Genomic DNA, 17,812 nt, shown 5'->3' with positions numbered 1-17,812 from the left:
AATTAAATGAAAAAAATTTTAACCCTATTTTTAATAAGTTTAGCATTTTTTCTTAATGCTTGCTCCAAAGAAGAAGAAATTCAAAATGATTTTATGTTTGAAGAGTATCACAAAGGAGATAAAATAGTCTTAAATAGTGTAAATGGTGGAAGCAAAACTTTAATAAGAACAGATAAAGGTTTTGTGGTAGAAGGAGAGGAAGGAAAAGTTCTAATGTTTGATTTTTTTGGCACTTTTTGCACCCCATGCAAAGAAGAAGCTTTAGATCTTAGCAAACTTTGGAAAAATAATTCTAGCAAATTTATCATTATAGGACTTACACATTTTGAAGATGTTAGCGATGAAACAGTTAAAAAATTCGCGGATGATTATGGTGCTTACTATTTTCTAAGCAATGGCGGTTCTAATGATCGTATTATTGCTCAAATTTTAAAAGATATAGACTATCAAAATATGGAGCAACTTCCTTTTAAAGTTGTTTTAAAAAATGGAATTTATCAAAAAATAAGCGATTACTGGAATAATAATACTCCAACAAATTTTTATCTTGGCAAAATTCCAACAGAACTCATGCAAGAAGATTTAAATAAAATCTACAAAGGAAAATAATGCCAAAAACCCAAACTCTAGAGCAGACAAAACTTAGTGAACCAAAAATGTATAAAGTTATACTCTTAAATGATGATGTAACAACCATGGATTTTGTCATAGAAATTTTGATGAATATTTTTCATCAAAACCTTGAAAAAGCAAGTCAAACAATGTTAGAAATTCATCACAATGGTTCTGGAATTTGTGGCATTTACACTCAAGAAATAGCTCTTTCAAAACAAAAAAAAGTTATAGATGCGGCTAAACTTGCTAATTTTCCACTACAAGCAAAGGTAGAAGAAGAATGAAATACCAAGAAAATTTACAAAAATATCTTGATAATGCCAAAAATCTAAGCTTAATAAACCACCATGAATTTGTTACCTGTGAGCATGTACTGTTTGCATTGCTAAAACTAAGCACTGATTTTAAGGATATATTTGAAGAATTTTCAGATGGAGATCTTGAGCTTCTAGAAACCGAATTAAAAAATTACATTTCTCAAAACAATCAAGTTATTAAACAAGAAATAGAACCTACAATATCTGTTGTTTTAGATGAAATCTTACTTTCATCTAAAAATAAAAATAATGAAATTAAAATTATAGATTTTTTAGAAAAGCTCATACAGGATTCAAGAAGTTATTCTAGCTATCTCTTAAAAAAACACAACATAAATCTTAACAAAATTCAAGAACTTCAAAATCATGAAAATATACAAAATTTAAGCAACCACACAAGTGATTTAACACTTTTAGCTCAAAATGGCAAGATTGATCCTTTAATAGGAAGAAAATTTGAGCTTGAAAGAATGATGCAAATTCTTTCACGTCGCAAGAAAAATAATCCTATTTTAGTAGGAGAAGCAGGAGTTGGCAAAACGGCCATTGTAGAAGGATTAGCATTGGCTATTGCGGAAAAAAAGGTGCCTAAAAACTTACAAAATGCAAAAATTTTTAGTCTTGATATGGCTAGTATACTTGCGGGAACAAAATACCGTGGAGATTTTGAGAAAAGAATTAAAGAAATTTTAAATGAACTTGAGAAAATACCCAATGCTATTTTATTTATTGACGAAATTCACACTATAGTAGGAGCTGGAAGCACAGGAGAATCTCATACTGATTTTTCCAATCTTTTAAAACCAGCTCTAAGTAATGGAACTTTAAAATGCATAGGTGCAACAACTTTTATGGAATATAAAAATACTTTTGATAAAAATAAACCCCTAAGTCGCCGTTTTGCTAAAATAAATGTAGATGAACCAAACCAAGAAGAAAGCTTGCAAATTCTTAAAGGATTAAAAAACAAATATGAAGAATTTCATCATATAAAATTAAACGATGAAATTCTTCAATATGCTGTAATTTGGGGTAAAAAATTTTTTAATGATAAATTTTTACCTGATTGTGCTATAGATCTGATCGATGAACTTGGCGCTTCTTTTGCTTTAAATCCAAAAGCTAAAAAAAATGTCAATTTAAAAGATTTAGAAAATGTTTTAGCAAAAATGACCCACCATCACAAAATGTTTGAATTCGATCAAAATAAAGCTTTAATGAATTTAAAAACAAATTTAAAAGCAAAAATTTTTGGCCAAGATGAAGTTATAGATAGTCTTGTTTTATCACTTAAGCAAAGTTTCGCGGGATTTAAAAATTCCAATACACCACGCGGAGTGTTTTTGTTTACCGGATCAAGTGGAGTTGGAAAAACAGAACTTTGCAAATCTTTAGCTGAATTTTTAGGTTTAAATTTAGAACGCTTTGATATGAGTGAATATGCAGAAAAACATGCTATAAGTAAACTAATAGGATCTCCAGCTGGATATATAGGTTTTGAAGAGGGTGGACTTTTAAGCAATGCTATTCGCAAAAATCCTTTCAGTCTTGTTCTTTTTGACGAAATAGAAAAGGCTCATCCTGATTTAAGCAATACCTTTTTACAGATTTTTGACAATGCTGAACTCACTGACAATAGCGGTCTTAAAGTAGATTTTAAAAATACAATCATTATTATGACATCTAATCTAGGACTTAAAGAAAGCAATGAGCTTGGTTTTTTAAGTAAAAATGAAGAAAAAAGTAATCGTGCTATCAAAGATTTTTTTGCTCCAGAATTTATTAATCGCATTGATAAAATTTTACATTTTAATGATTTAAACGATGCTATACTTGTTAAAATTATCGAAAAAGAACTTGATGAAATTTCTAAAAATTTAAATAATATAAAATTATCAGTGGATGATAAAGCTAAAATTTATTTAGCTAAAAAAGCCTATAATAAAGAATTTGGAGTAAGGCTTTTAAAACGCATAATTTCTGAGGAGATAGGAGAAAAAATCAGTGATGAAATTTTATTCGGAAAGCTTAAAAAAGGCGGTATAGCTAAAATCAAACTTGGTAAAAATGGAAAGCTCGAATTTATATTCTAAATTACTCAATGCACCTAAAAATGCTCCTGTATTTTTAAGTCAAAATTTAGAAGCTGATTTTATTGTAAAAGCTTATACTTTTGGTCTATTCCCATGGACAAGTAAACCTGTAACTTGGTGGTGCCCAGATCCTAGATGCGTTTTAATTCCAAATCAAATTCACATCCAAAAAAATATGAAAAAATTTATTAATCTCTATCAAATTAAACTTGATTATGATTTTTTAAAATTAATTACATTATGTCGCGATACACGCTCTCAAAGCTGGATAGATGATGAATTTATTACCACTTATTATAAGTTATTTACCCAAGGCTATGCGCATAGCCTTGAACTTTATGAAAATAATGAACTTATAGGTGGAATTTATGGTTTAATTTTAGGCAAGGTTTTCTTTGGTGAAAGTATGGTAAGCATTAAAAAAAATGCATCTAAAGTTGCCATGATTAAACTTTGTGATTTATTAAAACCTTATGATTTTATCATAGATTGTCAAGTTTATAACCAACATTTAGAATTCATGGGTGCTCATAATATTTCTAGGAAAGAATTTTTAAATATTTTAAAAGAAAAATGCAATCAAGAAAGTGGTTTTAAAAATTTTAAAGATTTAATTACTTAAAAAATAAGCGTGAAAATCACGCTTATGACATTGCTTTAGCAACTTCAGCAGAGCTTTCACGAATTTTCTCCATACATTCTCTTGCTTCTTTTGCAAGTTCAACACTCTGATTAACATCCTCTAAACCGCTTTTAATACTCTCAACCACTTGTGATGTAACATTACGAATAGAATTAATCGTAGTGGTAATTTCATTAACTGAATGCCCTGTTCTTTCAGCTAAATTTCTTACTTCATCAGCAACAACAGCAAAACCTCTACCATGTTCACCAGCACGTGCTGCCTCAATAGCAGCATTTAAAGCAAGCAGATTAGTCTGATCAGCAATATCACTAATAGTCTGAATAATAGATTTAATTTCATCTGATTGTTGATTTAATGAGGAAACAAGATTTGAACTTTGAGACATCATATCAGCAATATTCTGAACATTTGAAACAGTGTTTTCAATTACACGATCTCCATCTTGAGTAAGATTATCATTTTTTTCTGCAAGTTCGCTTATGAGGCGAAGTTTTTCTTGATCTTTTTTAACTTGTTCGCTTATATCTGTAGCAAATTTAATAACCTTGTAAATTTTTCCATCATCATTTTTAACCGGATTATAACTTGCTTCAAGGTATACTTTTTTATTATTTCTTCCGTATCTTATATATTTACCTGATTGAAATTTACCCTCTCTTAAATCTTCCCAAAATTGAACATAGTCCTTAGAGTGTCTATAATTAGAATCACAGAACATACTATGATGCTTTCCTTTAATCTCATCAATATTAAAATCCATAGTTCTTAAAAAATTTTCATTAGCCGTAATAATAGTCCCATCAGGTTTAAATTCAATAATAGCCATAGAACGATTAGCAGCAGCAATAGTATTTCTAAGATCAAGCATTTCATAATGTCTTTGAGTTATATCATTGGCAAATTTAATAATTTTATAAACATGACCATTATTATCACTAATTGGAAGATAATTTGCTTCTAAATAAACATCTATCCCTCCCTTAGCTATACGTCTAAAAAGACCACTTCTAGCTTTTCCATCTCTTAAATCTTTCCAAAAATCACTATATGCTGAAGAATTAACAACTTCAGGCAAACAAAACATACTATGATGCTTGCCCTTGATCTCTGAAAGGGAGTATTTCATAGTTGTTAAAAAATTTTGATTTGCCTCTAAAATAACGCCATCGGTAGTAAATTCAATTACCGCCATGGTATTCCCAATAGATCTTAAAATATCCCCTAAACCATTACACTTTTTTTCAAGTTGTTCAATTATTTCAGTATTATTTTTCTTAGCACCAAACATAAAACTCACCTTTTTAATAATAAATTATTTTAAAATTATATCATATTTATATAGTATTATTTACTTAAAATTATATTAATTTATAAGTTAAATATATCCTTTAAACCTACAATAATCATCTTAAACCCCATAGCAGCAATAAATACTTGTGCTATACGAGAAAAAACATGTAAAATCAATTTTCCAACTATTTTTTCTATAGTAGCTGCAAAATGAAAAAGTATAAACATAAAAATAAAAGCTATCATTACTCCGCCAAGAGCAACATCAAGCCCACCATCTTCGGCTATAACGATAACACTAGCTAAAGTTCCAGGCCCAACAAGCATAGGAAATGCCATAGGTATTAAACTCTGTCTTAAAATTTCCTTATCATCCATATCCTGATAAGAACTAAAATCCTTAGTTGCAATTTTTGTTGAAAAAAGTAAATTTTTAATAGCCATTATAATAAGAACCAAACCACCAGAAACCCTTAAATCATCTAATGAAACCCTAAAAATATAGTTCATAAACAAAGGTCCTGATAATAAAAATACCAAAACTATAGTAAAAGCTGTATAGAGAATAGTTCTAAAAAGTTTTTTTCGAAGCATTAAAGGCAATCCATCACTCATAGCCAAAAATTGAGTTAAATTACCAAAAGGATTTAATATGGCAAGCAAAGTAATTGCAGCAAAAAACATCAAATAAAGCTCAGAACCCATACTAGAAAACACTATCAATCCTTAGTTTTTACAAATTCCAAAGAAATAGAATTTACACAATGTCTTACATTTTTAGCAGAAAATCCTTCTCCTTCAAAAACATGACCTAAATGTCCATTGCAGTTTGCACATACAATCTCGGTTCTAATCCCATCTTTATCAGGAATTCTTTTGATAGCCCCTTTTATTTCATCATCAAAGCTAGGCCATCCACAACCTGATTTAAATTTATCTTCGGATTTATAAAGCGAAGCTCCACATTGCTTGCATTGATAGATTCCTTTTTCATAAAAATCATTATATTTCCCACTAAAAGGAGTTTCTGTTCCTTTATTTAAAATTACTTTTTTTTCTTCTTCATTTAATTCTTTCATGATCTGCCCTTGTAAAATAATTTTTATATTATATAATTAAAATTTCAATTTTAAATGATAAATTTTTATAATTTTCAAGAAAGTTTTAAATGCAAAAAGAATTTTTTCAAGAACTTCAAGATATTTTATATGAAAAAAATATAACTATAAAATTTCACTCTTTTCAAAATTTTTATGAAGACTTTAAAAGCCGCAAATTTATTTTTAATCACGAGCATCAAAGCATTTTCAAAAAAAATACATCGCAACAAATTACCTTGCTTCATCCTACGCGTATAAGAAGGCCTAAATTTCTCAATTCAACTCATGCGCTTGCTAAAATAATTCATTCAGTCGCTCATATAGAATTTAATGCAATTAACCTGGCTTTAGATGCGAGTTATCGCTTTAAAAATCTACCTTTGCAATTTTATTACGATTGGCTGGAGGTAGCAGATGAGGAAATTAAACATTTCAAACTTTTAAATTCAGCACTTGAAGAACTTGGTTATAAATATGGAGATTTTCCAGTGCATGATAATTTAGAATCTGCTCTAGAAGCTACAAAAGACTCTTTAAGCTTTAGAATGGGAATAGTTCATAGAGGTTTAGAAGCTAAAGGGCTTGATGCCAACCCCTTTGTTGTTCAAAAACTTCAAAGTTCCAATCATTCCATTAAAAATCTTTTAATGGAATATCTTGAAATTATACTTAATGATGAAATAAAACACGTTAAAAAAGGAGATACTTGGTGGAAATTTGCAAATCAAAGCAAGTATGATTTTATCGAGCTTTGTAAAACGTTTAAACAATTCTCTCTTGCAGGAAAAAAACTTAACATTCAAGCAAGAATCAAAGCTGGCTTCACTCAAGAAGAATGCGAAATCATTGAAAAATTTTACTCTTGATTTCTTATCTTAAATTTTGAAACGATAATGGTATATAAAACCCGAATAATTCCATAAAGCACATACAAGCTTGCTAAAATTACTAAACTTTCAAGAGGGTAAAGATATAAAAATGAAAATATTATAATTAAAATAATCAAAACTTTTAAAACACTAGAACGATTAAAATCAAGCTTTTTAAAGCTAGGATAGCGTATATTACTTACCATTAAAAGCCCTAAAATTGCTTGAAGCACCAAAAAAACTATACCATAAGGCTTTAAAAAATCATAACTGATAAACGCGTAAGTCCATATAGCACTCACAACTGCTGCAGTAGGTATAGGAAGACCTATAAAAACGGAGGGTTCATAAGTGCCTGTGGTGACATTAAATCTCGCCAAACGAATAGCTCCAAAAACCACAAAAAAAGCTGTAATCAAAGATCCAAGCTTTCCAAAATCATAACCTATGGCCATATAAAAAAGAACCGCTGGAGCAACTCCAAAAGCTACTAGATCAGCTAAAGAATCAAATTCTACTCCAAATTTTGAAGTAGAATTTGTAAGTCTTGCAACGCGGCCATCAAGCCCATCGCAAATCAAAGATAAAATAATATAAATCAAAGCTGTATAATAATTTCCGTGTATTGAAGCTATAATAGAAATAACCCCTAAAAAAGCTGAAACAGCTGTAAAAAGATTGGGTAAAATATAAATTAGTTGCGGTCTATTATTCATTATTTTTCCTTACGCAAAATAGCCTAGCAATGAGCCTGCTTTAATTTCATCATTTAAGCCTATATGAATTCTAGTATCTTTTGGTAAAAGTAAACTTATGGAGCCATTGATTAAAAAACCCATTCTATCTCCTGCTTTTAAATCATGAGAAATATTATCAAGCTTTAATTTTCTATCAAAAGAACCTGCATAGATTCGCAAGGCTATCGTTTTATTCTCTTTAACTTTTGCCAAAATAAAAGCTCTTTCATTCATCATTTTTGCAGATTTTAATTCACTGCACAAAAAAAGCCCATGTCGTAAACGAATATCTATTATAGACATTGCAAAAGGTGTATTAAAATTCCCAGCATCATAAAGAGCATTTTTAATAGTAATTTCAACACATTCACCCAAATCTTTATGATGAATATTTTCTATTTTAGTAACCCTACCATCCATAGGTGCAAAAATAGCTTTTTCATCACTACAAACAAGTTCTCTTTTGGGCGCTCTAAAAAGAAAAATACAAATTACAATTAATGCTAATAGCAAGATGGAAAAAGAATAAAAAATCCACACAAAAATAAAAATTAAGCTTAAAATAATAAGACTTAAATATCCATCTTTTGCAATAAAATCTTTCATTCTTCTACTTTAACTTCAGTTTTAACTTCTTCGAGTTCTTGTAAACGAGTTGGTAGACTATTTTGATCCTCAAACTCTTTAATAATCTCACGCACTTTATTACCTTCAATAGTTTCTTCTTCATAAAGGGCTGCAACCATAGTCTCAATCGCTCCCTTATAAGTATTTAAAGTATCTTTAACATCTTTATAGCGTTCATCTAAGGTTTTCTTTACATAATCATCTAAAGATTCTGCCATCTTTTCAGAATAATCTTTTATAGTTTGCCCACCACTTAAAAAAGTATTTCTTTGTTTTTCAAGCACCATAAGTCCTGCAATTTCACTCATACCATACATAGAAATCATAGCTTTTATGATATCGGTTGCTCTTTCTAAATCATTACTTGCACCCGTTGAAATTTCACCTATAAACACTTCTTCAGCTGCACGACCACCCAAAAGTACATCTACTTCAGCGATAAGTTCATGTTTTTGCATTAAAAATTTATTTTCCTCAGGAGTATTTAAAGTATAACCTAAAGCCGCAAGACCACGCGGAATCACAGAAACCTTACTTACACGTTTTGCGCCTTTGGTTGTTTCAGCAATCAAGGCATGACCACATTCATGATAAGTAACAATTTTCTTTTCTTTTTCATTAATACGACGTGATTTCTTCTCAAGTCCTGCTATAGCTCTTTCGACAGCTTCAACTAAATCATTTTGTTCTACATATTTTTTAGAATCCCTACCCGCTAAAAGCGCTGCTTCATTAATAATATTTGCAAGATCAGCTCCTGCAAGCCCTGCAGTTAAGCGTGCTATATCTTCTACTTTAACTTTTGGGGATATTTTGACATCTTTCATGTGCACTTTTAAAATATCACACCTACCTTTAAAATCAGGTTTATCAACTAAAACTTGTCTATCAAACCTTCCTGGTCTTAAAAGCGCTGCATCTAAAACTTCTGGGCGATTTGTTGCTGCTAAAACAATGACTGGGGAACTTTCTGTCCCAAAGCCATCCATTTCAGCCAAAAGCTGATTTAAAGTTTGCTCTCTTTCATCGTTTCCACCCATCATGCCACTTGCTGCACGACTTTTACCAATAGCATCTATTTCATCTATAAAAACAATAGCAGGAGCTTCTTTTTTTGCATTTTCAAACAAATCTCTCACACGAGAAGCACCTACACCCACAAACATTTCTATAAAAGATGAACCTGAAACACTAAAAAACGGCACATCAGCTTCACCTGCAACTGCTTTTGCAAGCAAAGTTTTTCCTGTACCTGGAGGTCCAACAAGTAAAAGCCCTTTTGGAATTTTAGCTCCCAATTTAATATATCTTTCAGGATACTTTAAAAAATCTACAATTTCTTTTACTTCTTCTTTAGCTTCTTCAACGCCAGCTACATCGCTAAATTTTACTTTAGGTTTTTCCGAATTTACAAGTTTTTTGGAACTTCCTATCCCTAATATAGAACTCCCCATATTTTTTTGCATACGACTTGCTAAAAACATCCAAATACCAAAGAAAATAAATACTGGCAAAACCCATGAAAAAAGTATATCCGTAAACCAATTTGTTTCAGAATACGCACCATAAGCGATATTTTTACTATCTAGTAAACTCACAAGCTCAGGATCATTAACTTTTTTTGCTGTATAAACAGTATTGTGAGAGCTTGAAATCGCTTTGATTGTTGTTTGTCCTATGCTAACTTGATTGATTTGTCCACTTTCAATAAGCTTTTTTAACTCAGAATAAGGGACATTTTTATTTACTTCATTGCCATTCAATGCCCCGCCAAAAGAACCATTGCCATCAAAAAATCCCTTAAAAATAATTATCATTACAATTGCAAAAATCGCAAAAATAAAAATGGGATTTTTGTTAAAAAAATTATTACCCTGCGGATTACCCTTATTATTTGGGGTATTATTATTCATTACTTATCCTTTTTTATTATTTTTATATACAAAACTACACCACTCATTAATTTGCATTTCATCAATGAGTTCCAAATCTTGAAATTTTTCTTTAATTCTTGTTGAATATTTATCTAAAATTCCTGACAAAATAAGTATAGCATTATCTTCTAAATGGTTTTTAATATCTTTTTCTAAAATTAAAATCACATCTGCAATGATATTTGCAACAATTAGATTATATAAACCATTTGCTTTATCTATAGATCCACACCAAGCCTTGTGAAAATCGACACCATTTAATCTTGCATTTTCTAAAGAACTATCAATAGCCAACTCATCAGTATCACAAATTTCAACATTACAGCCAAACTTTGCCATAATAATACCCAAAATTCCACTACCACAACCAAGATCTAAAGCTCTTAATTTATTTTTAGAAAATTTTTGTAAAAATTTTACACAAGAATATGTGCTTTCGTGATGTCCCGAGCCAAAGGCTAAGGCTGGATTAATCTTTATATTTATAAAATTCTTTTTTTCTTCTTGCCAAGTGGTATGGATGTAAACATTATCCACTAAAATAGGTTTTATGCCTTTTTTATATTCTTGTATCCAGTCCTTGTTTTCTTTCTCTACAAGACTTAAATTAGAAATAATTTTATGGTTTAAATTGAAAGTAGTTGTAAGTTTTTGAGCAAATATTTCAAGCGCCCATGAAAGCTCTTCTAAACTCTCATGGGATCTAATGTAAACACCATTATCTTTCTCTTCTATGGCTTCTATACCTAAATCAAAAGCAAAATCAAGAAATAAATTTTTATACCGCTCTTCTACGATAAAGAACAATTCGTAATATTTTTTTTGCATTTAGAATTTTAAAAATCAGCCTTTACTCAGCTGCACCTTCTCCACTTCCTGTTCCTAAAACATCTTCAAGTTTTTCCTTTAAAACTTGTGGAGTAAAAGGTTTTACAATATAGTTATTTACGCCAGCTTTTAAAGCAGTAATCACTTCAGCTTTTCCGCCCTCAGTTGTAACCATGATAATAGGCATATCTTCATATTTTTTCTCTGCTCTTACTTTTTTTACCAACTCCAAGCCATTCATTTCTGGCATATTCCAATCTGTAATTAAAACTTTTACATCTTCATTTTTAGTTAATAAATCCCAAGCTTCAACGCCATGCTCAGCTTCTAAAACATCATCGTGTCCAAGTCTTGTTAGGGTATTTTTAATAATCCTTCTCATAGTAGAACTGTCATCAACAACTAACAATTTCACAATTTCGTCCTTTCAAAGTTTTTATAGTTTTATTTTACCCTTTTTAGCCTTATTAATCAAGCTAAAAAATTTTAAAAAACAGCATTATATCATCTTTTACTTAAATTTTTACTCAAATATTATTATTTTTATACTTAACCGTAAATAAATATACACTTAAACCCAAAAGAAGTAAGCTCACTCCACCGATAAGATAAATCGCATAAATCATCTGAGAAAGATCACCAATAGCAAGTTTAAATACCAACATCAAAGCTTCTATAGCTAAAGCAATGATAATAGAACCCAAAAATCTCACCATAGTTTTTTGAATTCCACCTTCTTCTTTTTTTGTCCTTCCTAATACTTCTTGTTCGATCAAAGTTTTTGCCAAATCAAAAATAGCTAAAGCTAAAGTTATAGCGATGGTACTTTCAAACATATGTTCTATACCTATAGCTTGATTATCAAAAAGACTAAAAAAACCTTTTTGAAATAAAAAACAAGTAATCACAAATAAAACCAGTGCGAAGCAAAAATATACCAAACGACTAAATTGAGTAAAAACAAATTCAAATTTTCCTGCTTGAATAATCTTTAAAATATCTTCAAGCTTGATATCAATACAAACAACAAAAAGCAAGTTATTTTTATCATCGTAAATTGGCATAGAAGCTGTCACACAAAGCTCATTATTTAAAACCGAAGGATAAGGATCACTCAAAACACATCGTCTTAATTTTACAGCTCTATAAAAATAAGAACGAGTACTTCTATCCTCACCCTGCCCTATTTCATGAGCCTTATTTAGGGAAATCGCATTTTCTATTTGCATGCCTGAAATATCTAAAATATACAAAGCATCAAAAACAACAACTTCATGGGCTATTTTATCCAAAGCTGTTTTAATCGTTTCAAGGTGAATGTCAGGAAGTTTATTGGGCAGATTTCTTGTTAAAATATAACTCATATAAGCTCTAGCACGATAGCGGTTATCTTCAAATCTATGTATATCTTTTATATACATTATACACCTTCTTTATTGTGTTTAAATTCAGGTACAATCTTTAATAAAGCCTCTGAAATATCTTCACATATTTGTAAATTTTCTATCTCTTTATTAAGCCAATTAAGATCAACCTTCTCATTCTTTGCTACAAAAATACTCTCATATTGTGTTTTAGCATCATTTTCATCAATCAAAAGCTCTTCATAAAGCTTCTCACCTTTTCTTAAGCCTGTGATTTTAATTTCTAAATCATTGCGATTAGAAAGTAAAAGCATTTTTTTAGCTAAATCTATGATTTTCACAGGCTTACCCATATCCAAAACAAAAAGTTCTCCCCCTTTTGCGATAGCTCCAGCTTGTAAAACAAGTTGCACTGCCTCAGCCACAAGCATAAAATAACGCACTATATCAGGGTGCGTTAAAGTTAAAGGCTCATTATTGGCAATTTGTGCTTTAAATTTCGGTATCACACTACCACTAGAACCTAAAACATTACCAAAACGCACACAAGCAACTTCAAAATTTTCATCACTCATACTTAAAGTATAAAGCTCGCAAACTCTCTTAGTGCAACCCATAATATTTGTTGGTCGTACTGCTTTATCTGTACTTATCATCACAAATTTAGCTACTTTGTTTTCTTTAGCACTATCGCATAAAATTTTAGTTCCTAAAATATTATTGATTACTGCTGAATGTGGATTTTGTTCGCAAAGAGGCACATGTTTATAAGCGGCTGCATGTAAAATAAGCTCGGGTTTATAAGTTTTTAATACCTCATCTAAACTTTGCTTATCTAAAATACTCAGTAAAATAGGAGTAATTTTTTCTTTATATAAATTTAAATCATCATTGATCTTATAAAGATTATACTCACTATGATCAACCATGATAAGATGCTTAGCACCAAATTTAATACATTGCTTACAAAGTTCACTGCCTATAGTTCCACCTGCTCCACTTACCAAAACTACCTTATCTTTTAAAAAAGCCGCCACAGCACTATCATCTAAATCTTTTGGTTTTCTAGCAAGCAAGTCTTCTATACTGATATCTCTTGCTTCGTTTCTTGTAAAAGAAAATATTTTTACATCGCAAATACCATAAGCTACAAGTTCTTCAAAAAGTTTTTTAAGCTCTTCTTGTTCAAGTCTTAAAGCAATAATAGCAGTTTTTACCCCTTGTTCTACATAAGATTTTATTTTTTCTTTTTCTTCTACAATAAATTTATCACAATAAGTCCCTATAAGCTCTTTTCTCGCATCAACTACGCCTACAGGAAAAAGCCCTAAAGAACCTTCTTTTGCACCTTTTAACAAATGCAAAGCCTTAGAAGTTGCCCCTACTACAATACAAGGAGTTTCTTCTTCTTTCATTCTAGAAGGTTTAAAATCCACAAGCATTCTTTTGCTAATTCTTAAAGTACCTATAAACATATAAGAAAGAACAAAATCTATCACAATAGCACTTCTTGGAAAAGGATTAAAAAAATCACTAAAAAAATAAAAAATAAGAAAAAAACAAAACTCAGCTAAAAGCAAAGCGATAAAAATTTTTCTTGCTTCATTGAGAGAAAAAAATCTCCAAGCTACTTTATAAATTCTAAAAACAAACAAAAATGAAAGTTTTAAAACAAGCAAAATAATAGCAGAAACCATCATGCCATGATAAAAAATACTCGGAATATCTCCACTAAATCTCAAAGAAAAAGCCAGATAAACACTAAGTAAAATTAAAACAATATCTGAAGTTAAAAAAAATGCTAATCTTTTGCTTTTATAAAAAATCATTTTAAGCCTTTATGCTCTTTAAGATCAGTTTTGAAATTTCATAAACATCATCTTTACTCATCGCCGTACCACTTGGCAAACAAATTCCTTTTTGGAAAAATAACTCACTATTGCCATTAAGATAAGCCTTAGCTCCTTTAAATACTTCTTGAGTGTGCATAGCTTTCCATAATGGTCTTGTTTCTATTTGTTCATTTTTCAAATCTTCTATGAGTTTTGAAATTTTTGGATGCAAAGTAATATTTTTTTGACTGATATTTATATCTTTTTGACAAGCATTAAGTTCATTTTTATCAAAATCAATCAAAGCTGTACTTAACCAGCGATTACTTCTTGAATTTTCTAATTCATCTAAAAAGCTAAAATACTCTCCTAAAAATTCTTTATACCACTCATAAATTTCTCTTTTTTTAAGCACTCTTTGTTCTAAAACCTCCATTTGCGCTACGCCAATAGCTCCTAAAACATTGCTTAAACGGTAATTATAACCATAATCTAAATGTTCATAATGCAAACAATTTTCCCTAGCTTGAGTGCTGTAAAATCTTGCTTTTTCAATCTTTTCTTTATTTTTTCCTATAAGCATACCTCCACCTGAAGTGGTGATGATTTTATTGCCATTATAAGAATAAGCTCCAAATTCTCCAAAAGTTCCTAAAGCTTTATTCTTATAAAAACTTCCTAAAGCTTCAGCAGCATCTTCGATTAAAACAATTTCATTTTCTTTACAAATTTCAACAATTTCATCCATTTTAGCCGCATTGCCATAAAGATGAGTTAAAATCAATGCTTTTGGTTTTTTTTCGCATTCTTTAATGGCAAGTTTTAACAAATCTACATCGATATTATAAGTTTCATCACAATCTATAAATACAGGTTTTGCTTTAAGATAACAAATAGGCGCCACTGAAGCGATAAAAGTAAAAGAAGAAGCCAAAACAATATCATCTTGTTTTACCCCTGCCACCCTTAAAGCTAAATGCAAAGCTGCTGTAGCTGAATTTAAAGCTAAGGCATTTTCACTTTTGCTATAATCTTTTACACTTTGCTCAAAGCGATTTACAAATTCACCCAAAGGTGCTATATAATTGCTTTTGAAAACTTCTTCTATATATTTTAATTCATTACCGCCCATATGCGGAGGAGAAAGAAAAAATCTCATGATTTATCCTTTGTATAAAACAAAATTTTTATAAATTAACTCTATTTTACCTAAAAAAATTTACAAAGAATCAAACAAAAATCTTTTTATAATCATTTCATATTTTTCTTTTTGCAGGCACTCCCACAAAAACACCTTTTTCATTTTGGCTTTTAACCAAAGTTGCTCCACCACCCAAAATACTATCATCTGCTAAGCTTAAATTAGGCAAAACACAAGAATTAATCCCTAAAAAACAATTTTTACCGATTTTTACATTGCCCGCACATTTAGCCCCCACACTCACATGAGAAAATTCCCCTATCACGCATTCATGTTCAATCACGCTTGAAGTATTTAAAATCACGCCTTTTTCTATTTTGGCTTTAGCATTAACTACTACATAAGGCATGATTAAAATTCCTGCATTTTCTTCCACACTTGCACTAGAACTTATAAGCGCGCTTTTATGAATAAGATTAACGATTTTAAAGCCATTTTCTAAAATTTTTTGATAAATCTTTTTTCGAATTTCATTGTTTCCTATGGCTATAAAAAAATCATATTTAGGTAAGGTGCTTTCAAATTTCATTCCTTTAAAATCATCTAAAAAAATACATTCTTTATAACCCATATTTTTAGCCACATCTTCACAAACAAGCCCATGACCACTAGCACCATAAATATAAATTTTTTCAGTTCTTGCCATTAAATTTCTCTGTTGTAACATGGCCTTCTTTGCTTACCCCACTTCGTTTTAAAACCTTTAAGGCTGTTAAAAATATGATTTTTAAATCAAGTAAAAAAGAAATATTTTTCACATAATACACATCAAGTTCGAATTTTTTCTGCCAAGAAATAGCATTTCTTCCATTTACCTGCGCCCATCCTGTTATACCTGGACGCACTTTATGACGCAATTTTTGCTCTTCATTATAAAGGGGTAAATACTCAACCAAAAGAGGCCTAGGTCCCACAAAACTCATATCCCCTTTTAAAACATTAAAAAGTTGCAAAAGCTCATCCAAACTTAAGCTTCTAACAATTTTTCCAAAAGCTTTCAAACGCAATTCATCGCTCAATAACTCACCCTTTTCATCTCTTTCATCACTCATGGTTTTAAATTTATAAATTTTAAAAATTTTTTCATCTAACCCAGGGCGATTTTGGGTAAAAATTACACTTCCTTGAGTGATTTTTAAAAGTAAAGCAGTGATTAAAATCACCGGAGAAAAAAGTACTAAAAGCACTAAAGCTAAAATAAAATCAAAAATTCTTTTAAAAACTTTTTCATACATTCTTAATTACCCTATCATAAAGTTTTAAATAACGCTGTGCGATATTATTTTCATCGTATTGCAAAACATCTTGGGCGGCATTTTTAGCTAAATTTATTCTTAATTTTTCATCTTCTAATAAAAGTGAAATTTTTTCGCTTAAATCCTTGGCATCTTTTGTTTTTGCCCAAAGTCCATCATAAGCATTAGAAATAGCCTCCACACAACCTTCGCAGTCACTTACCACTATAGCCTTACCACAAGCTTTTGCCTCCAAAACACTTACAGGAAAGCCTTCTTTATAGCTTGGTAAAACAAAAATATCACAATTTTGCAAAAGCTCGACTATATCACTTCTAGCACCCAAATAATGCACCACACCCAAGTTTAAAAACTCCAAACTTGCACAAGAAGGATTTTCATCTCTTCCACCAACTAAAACAAAATTTGCTTTGTCTTTTAGCATAGCAGCACTTTCATAAAATTCTTTTACACCTTTATGCCATAAAGCTCTTGCTATCATAAGCACAATGGGTTTTTTATCTATGTTTAAATTTTTCCAAAAAAGCTCTTTTTTTTCCGATTCTACATAAATAGGAAAAAATTTTTTTAAATTGATCCCTACAGATTTTATCACACAAATTTTATTTTCCTTAAGTCCTAAATTCCGCATAAACTCAGCATTACTTTCATTGACAAAAATAAATTGGTGTGCAAATTTAAAACTTAATTTATAAAGATTATTAATAACAAAACGCACTAAATTTGCCTTAAAACCTTGATCTATATAAAAAGATCCCAAGCCTTCTACCAAAGCAAAACGATAAGGAATTTTTGCCCATTTTGCTGCTAAAATTCCAAAGGTATTGCTTTTGTGTGCCGCACTTTGAATAAGATCAAGATTTAAATTTTTCAAAACCTTAGCAAGATAAAAAAAATTCTTTAAAACCACAAAAGGATTTAAGCTAGCTCTTGAAAGCTCATAAACAATTACTTTTAAGCCAAGATCTCTAAGTTTTTGCGTGTATTCATCTTGTGGCACTATAACAAAAACTTCATCTTTTCTATCTTTTAATGCTTTTATAATAGGCATTCTAAAATGATAAATACTTGCTCCTGCATGAGATAAAAATCCTATTCTCATT

General features: G+C 30.2%; 19 protein-coding genes. 5 read left to right on the top strand and 14 right to left on the bottom strand.

What is annotated here, in order from left to right; all coding sequences use genetic code 11:
- Positions 1-6 precede the first annotated feature (6 nt).
- From ELQ10_RS01445 to aat, 4 genes are read left to right on the top strand one after another with little or no spacing between them, the layout of a single operon-like run.
- A complete protein-coding gene (locus tag ELQ10_RS01445) occupies positions 7-609 on the top strand; it encodes a TlpA disulfide reductase family protein (protein WP_086032123.1) in 603 nt (200 codons plus the stop codon).
- The gene (locus tag ELQ10_RS01440; RefSeq protein WP_002856038.1) at positions 609-899 is read left to right on the top strand and encodes an ATP-dependent Clp protease adaptor ClpS; all 291 of its coding nucleotides are present in this window, start codon (positions 609-611) and stop codon (positions 897-899) included. The genes ELQ10_RS01445 and ELQ10_RS01440 overlap by 1 nt, the downstream gene beginning before the upstream one ends.
- Positions 896-3,025: an AAA family ATPase gene (locus ELQ10_RS01435; protein ID WP_086032124.1), complete on the top strand. Its 2,130-nt coding sequence runs from the start codon at positions 896-898 to the stop codon at positions 3,023-3,025. Before ELQ10_RS01440 ends, ELQ10_RS01435 begins: the two co-directional genes overlap by 4 nt.
- A complete protein-coding gene (aat, locus tag ELQ10_RS01430) occupies positions 3,000-3,647 on the top strand; it encodes a leucyl/phenylalanyl-tRNA--protein transferase (protein ID WP_002880660.1) in 648 nt (215 codons plus the stop codon). Before ELQ10_RS01435 ends, aat begins: the two co-directional genes overlap by 26 nt.
- A gap of 22 nt (positions 3,648-3,669) precedes the next feature.
- On the opposite strand, the gene cetZ is transcribed toward aat, so the two are convergent.
- The 3 genes from cetZ to ELQ10_RS01415 form a co-directional block, all read right to left on the bottom strand.
- A complete protein-coding gene (cetZ, locus tag ELQ10_RS01425; protein WP_002861827.1) occupies positions 3,670-4,959 on the bottom strand; it encodes an energy taxis response protein CetZ in 1,290 nt (429 codons plus the stop codon).
- Between the two features lie 80 nt (positions 4,960-5,039).
- The gene (locus tag ELQ10_RS01420) at positions 5,040-5,666 is read right to left on the bottom strand and encodes a MarC family protein (protein WP_002866128.1); all 627 of its coding nucleotides are present in this window, start codon (positions 5,664-5,666) and stop codon (positions 5,040-5,042) included.
- 14 nt (positions 5,667-5,680) lie between these two features.
- Positions 5,681-6,040: a methionine-R-sulfoxide reductase gene (locus ELQ10_RS01415; protein WP_002880718.1), complete on the bottom strand. Its 360-nt coding sequence runs from the start codon at positions 6,038-6,040 to the stop codon at positions 5,681-5,683.
- 89 nt (positions 6,041-6,129) lie between these two features.
- Between ELQ10_RS01415 and ELQ10_RS01410 the strand changes: the two genes are divergently transcribed.
- The gene (locus tag ELQ10_RS01410; protein ID WP_002880717.1) at positions 6,130-6,927 is read left to right on the top strand and encodes a ferritin-like domain-containing protein; all 798 of its coding nucleotides are present in this window, start codon (positions 6,130-6,132) and stop codon (positions 6,925-6,927) included.
- Here ELQ10_RS01410 and pssA read toward each other — a convergent pair.
- The 11 genes from pssA to pglA all read right to left on the bottom strand — a co-directional run bounded on the left by pssA (position 6,918) and on the right by pglA (position 17,811).
- Positions 6,918-7,646: a CDP-diacylglycerol--serine O-phosphatidyltransferase gene (gene pssA, locus ELQ10_RS01405; RefSeq protein WP_133401458.1), complete on the bottom strand. Its 729-nt coding sequence runs from the start codon at positions 7,644-7,646 to the stop codon at positions 6,918-6,920. The genes ELQ10_RS01410 and pssA overlap by 10 nt on opposite strands.
- 9 nt (positions 7,647-7,655) lie before the next feature.
- Positions 7,656-8,273 (bottom strand): phosphatidylserine decarboxylase, encoded by a 618-nt coding sequence (locus tag ELQ10_RS01400; protein WP_002866132.1) that lies wholly within the window; start codon positions 8,271-8,273, stop codon positions 7,656-7,658.
- The gene (gene ftsH / locus ELQ10_RS01395) at positions 8,270-10,207 is read right to left on the bottom strand and encodes an ATP-dependent zinc metalloprotease FtsH (RefSeq protein WP_002853468.1); all 1,938 of its coding nucleotides are present in this window, start codon (positions 10,205-10,207) and stop codon (positions 8,270-8,272) included. Before ftsH ends, ELQ10_RS01400 begins: the two co-directional genes overlap by 4 nt.
- 3 nt (positions 10,208-10,210) lie before the next feature.
- Positions 10,211-11,056 carry a 50S ribosomal protein L11 methyltransferase gene (locus tag ELQ10_RS01390; RefSeq protein ID WP_002880715.1) on the bottom strand — a complete coding sequence of 282 codons (846 nt, stop codon included), beginning with the start codon at positions 11,054-11,056 and terminating at the stop codon, positions 10,211-10,213.
- A gap of 22 nt (positions 11,057-11,078) precedes the next feature.
- A complete protein-coding gene (locus ELQ10_RS01385) occupies positions 11,079-11,471 on the bottom strand; it encodes a chemotaxis response regulator CheY (protein WP_002866134.1) in 393 nt (130 codons plus the stop codon).
- Positions 11,472-11,583: 112 nt separating this feature from the next.
- A complete protein-coding gene (locus ELQ10_RS01380; RefSeq protein WP_002880714.1) occupies positions 11,584-12,477 on the bottom strand; it encodes a PDC sensor domain-containing protein in 894 nt (297 codons plus the stop codon).
- Positions 12,477-14,249, bottom strand: a complete 1,773-nt coding sequence (pglF, locus tag ELQ10_RS01375; protein WP_133401459.1) for a UDP-N-acetylglucosamine 4,6-dehydratase (configuration-retaining) — start codon at positions 14,247-14,249, stop codon at positions 12,477-12,479. Before pglF ends, ELQ10_RS01380 begins: the two co-directional genes overlap by 1 nt.
- A 1-nt stretch (position 14,250) precedes the next feature.
- On the bottom strand, positions 14,251-15,411 hold the full coding sequence (pglE, locus tag ELQ10_RS01370) for a UDP-N-acetylbacillosamine transaminase (protein ID WP_086032127.1): 1,161 nt from the start codon (positions 15,409-15,411) through the stop codon (positions 14,251-14,253).
- 97 nt (positions 15,412-15,508) lie between these two features.
- Positions 15,509-16,099 (bottom strand): UDP-N-acetylbacillosamine N-acetyltransferase, encoded by a 591-nt coding sequence (gene pglD, locus ELQ10_RS01365; protein ID WP_134250123.1) that lies wholly within the window; start codon positions 16,097-16,099, stop codon positions 15,509-15,511.
- Positions 16,086-16,688 (bottom strand): undecaprenyl phosphate N,N'-diacetylbacillosamine 1-phosphate transferase, encoded by a 603-nt coding sequence (gene pglC, locus ELQ10_RS01360; RefSeq protein ID WP_070233031.1) that lies wholly within the window; start codon positions 16,686-16,688, stop codon positions 16,086-16,088. Before pglC ends, pglD begins: the two co-directional genes overlap by 14 nt.
- Positions 16,681-17,811, bottom strand: coding sequence for a N,N'-diacetylbacillosaminyl-diphospho-undecaprenol alpha-1,3-N-acetylgalactosaminyltransferase (gene pglA / locus ELQ10_RS01355; RefSeq protein WP_070233030.1), 1,131 nt, complete (start codon positions 17,809-17,811; stop codon positions 16,681-16,683). Before pglA ends, pglC begins: the two co-directional genes overlap by 8 nt.
- Position 17,812 lies beyond the last annotated feature (1 nt).

The organism is Campylobacter sp. US42a, from assembly GCF_004379055.1.
GTDB lineage: Bacteria > Campylobacterota > Campylobacteria > Campylobacterales > Campylobacteraceae > Campylobacter_D > Campylobacter_D jejuni.
The sequence above is the reverse complement of the archived record's forward strand: the minus strand, read 5'-3'. Positions and strand labels throughout refer to the sequence as shown.

What these genes read in the sequence shown, in the direction of transcription:
- ftsH (WP_002853468.1), bottom strand. Translation starts at nt 10,207, where the DNA reads ATGAATAATAATACCCCAAATAATAAGGGTAATCCGCAGGGTAATAAT.
- ELQ10_RS01400 (WP_002866132.1), bottom strand. Translation starts at nt 8,273, where the DNA reads ATGAAAGATTTTATTGCAAAAGATGGATATTTAAGTCTTATTATTTTA.
- pglF (WP_133401459.1), bottom strand. Translation starts at nt 14,249, where the DNA reads ATGATTTTTTATAAAAGCAAAAGATTAGCATTTTTTTTAACTTCAGAT.
- ELQ10_RS01410 (WP_002880717.1), top strand. Translation starts at nt 6,130, where the DNA reads ATGCAAAAAGAATTTTTTCAAGAACTTCAAGATATTTTATATGAAAAA.
- ELQ10_RS01445 (WP_086032123.1), top strand. Translation starts at nt 7, where the DNA reads ATGAAAAAAATTTTAACCCTATTTTTAATAAGTTTAGCATTTTTTCTT.
- ELQ10_RS01435 (WP_086032124.1), top strand. Translation starts at nt 896, where the DNA reads ATGAAATACCAAGAAAATTTACAAAAATATCTTGATAATGCCAAAAAT.
- ELQ10_RS01380 (WP_002880714.1), bottom strand. Translation starts at nt 12,477, where the DNA reads ATGTATATAAAAGATATACATAGATTTGAAGATAACCGCTATCGTGCT.
- ELQ10_RS01390 (WP_002880715.1), bottom strand. Translation starts at nt 11,056, where the DNA reads ATGCAAAAAAAATATTACGAATTGTTCTTTATCGTAGAAGAGCGGTAT.
- ELQ10_RS01440 (WP_002856038.1), top strand. Translation starts at nt 609, where the DNA reads ATGCCAAAAACCCAAACTCTAGAGCAGACAAAACTTAGTGAACCAAAA.
- pglE (WP_086032127.1), bottom strand. Translation starts at nt 15,411, where the DNA reads ATGAGATTTTTTCTTTCTCCTCCGCATATGGGCGGTAATGAATTAAAA.
- ELQ10_RS01415 (WP_002880718.1), bottom strand. Translation starts at nt 6,040, where the DNA reads ATGAAAGAATTAAATGAAGAAGAAAAAAAAGTAATTTTAAATAAAGGA.
- ELQ10_RS01420 (WP_002866128.1), bottom strand. Translation starts at nt 5,666, where the DNA reads ATGGGTTCTGAGCTTTATTTGATGTTTTTTGCTGCAATTACTTTGCTT.
- pglA (WP_070233030.1), bottom strand. Translation starts at nt 17,811, where the DNA reads ATGAGAATAGGATTTTTATCTCATGCAGGAGCAAGTATTTATCATTTT.
- aat (WP_002880660.1), top strand. Translation starts at nt 3,000, where the DNA reads ATGGAAAGCTCGAATTTATATTCTAAATTACTCAATGCACCTAAAAAT.
- pssA (WP_133401458.1), bottom strand. Translation starts at nt 7,646, where the DNA reads ATGAATAATAGACCGCAACTAATTTATATTTTACCCAATCTTTTTACA.
- pglC (WP_070233031.1), bottom strand. Translation starts at nt 16,688, where the DNA reads ATGTATGAAAAAGTTTTTAAAAGAATTTTTGATTTTATTTTAGCTTTA.
- pglD (WP_134250123.1), bottom strand. Translation starts at nt 16,099, where the DNA reads ATGGCAAGAACTGAAAAAATTTATATTTATGGTGCTAGTGGTCATGGG.
- cetZ (WP_002861827.1), bottom strand. Translation starts at nt 4,959, where the DNA reads ATGTTTGGTGCTAAGAAAAATAATACTGAAATAATTGAACAACTTGAA.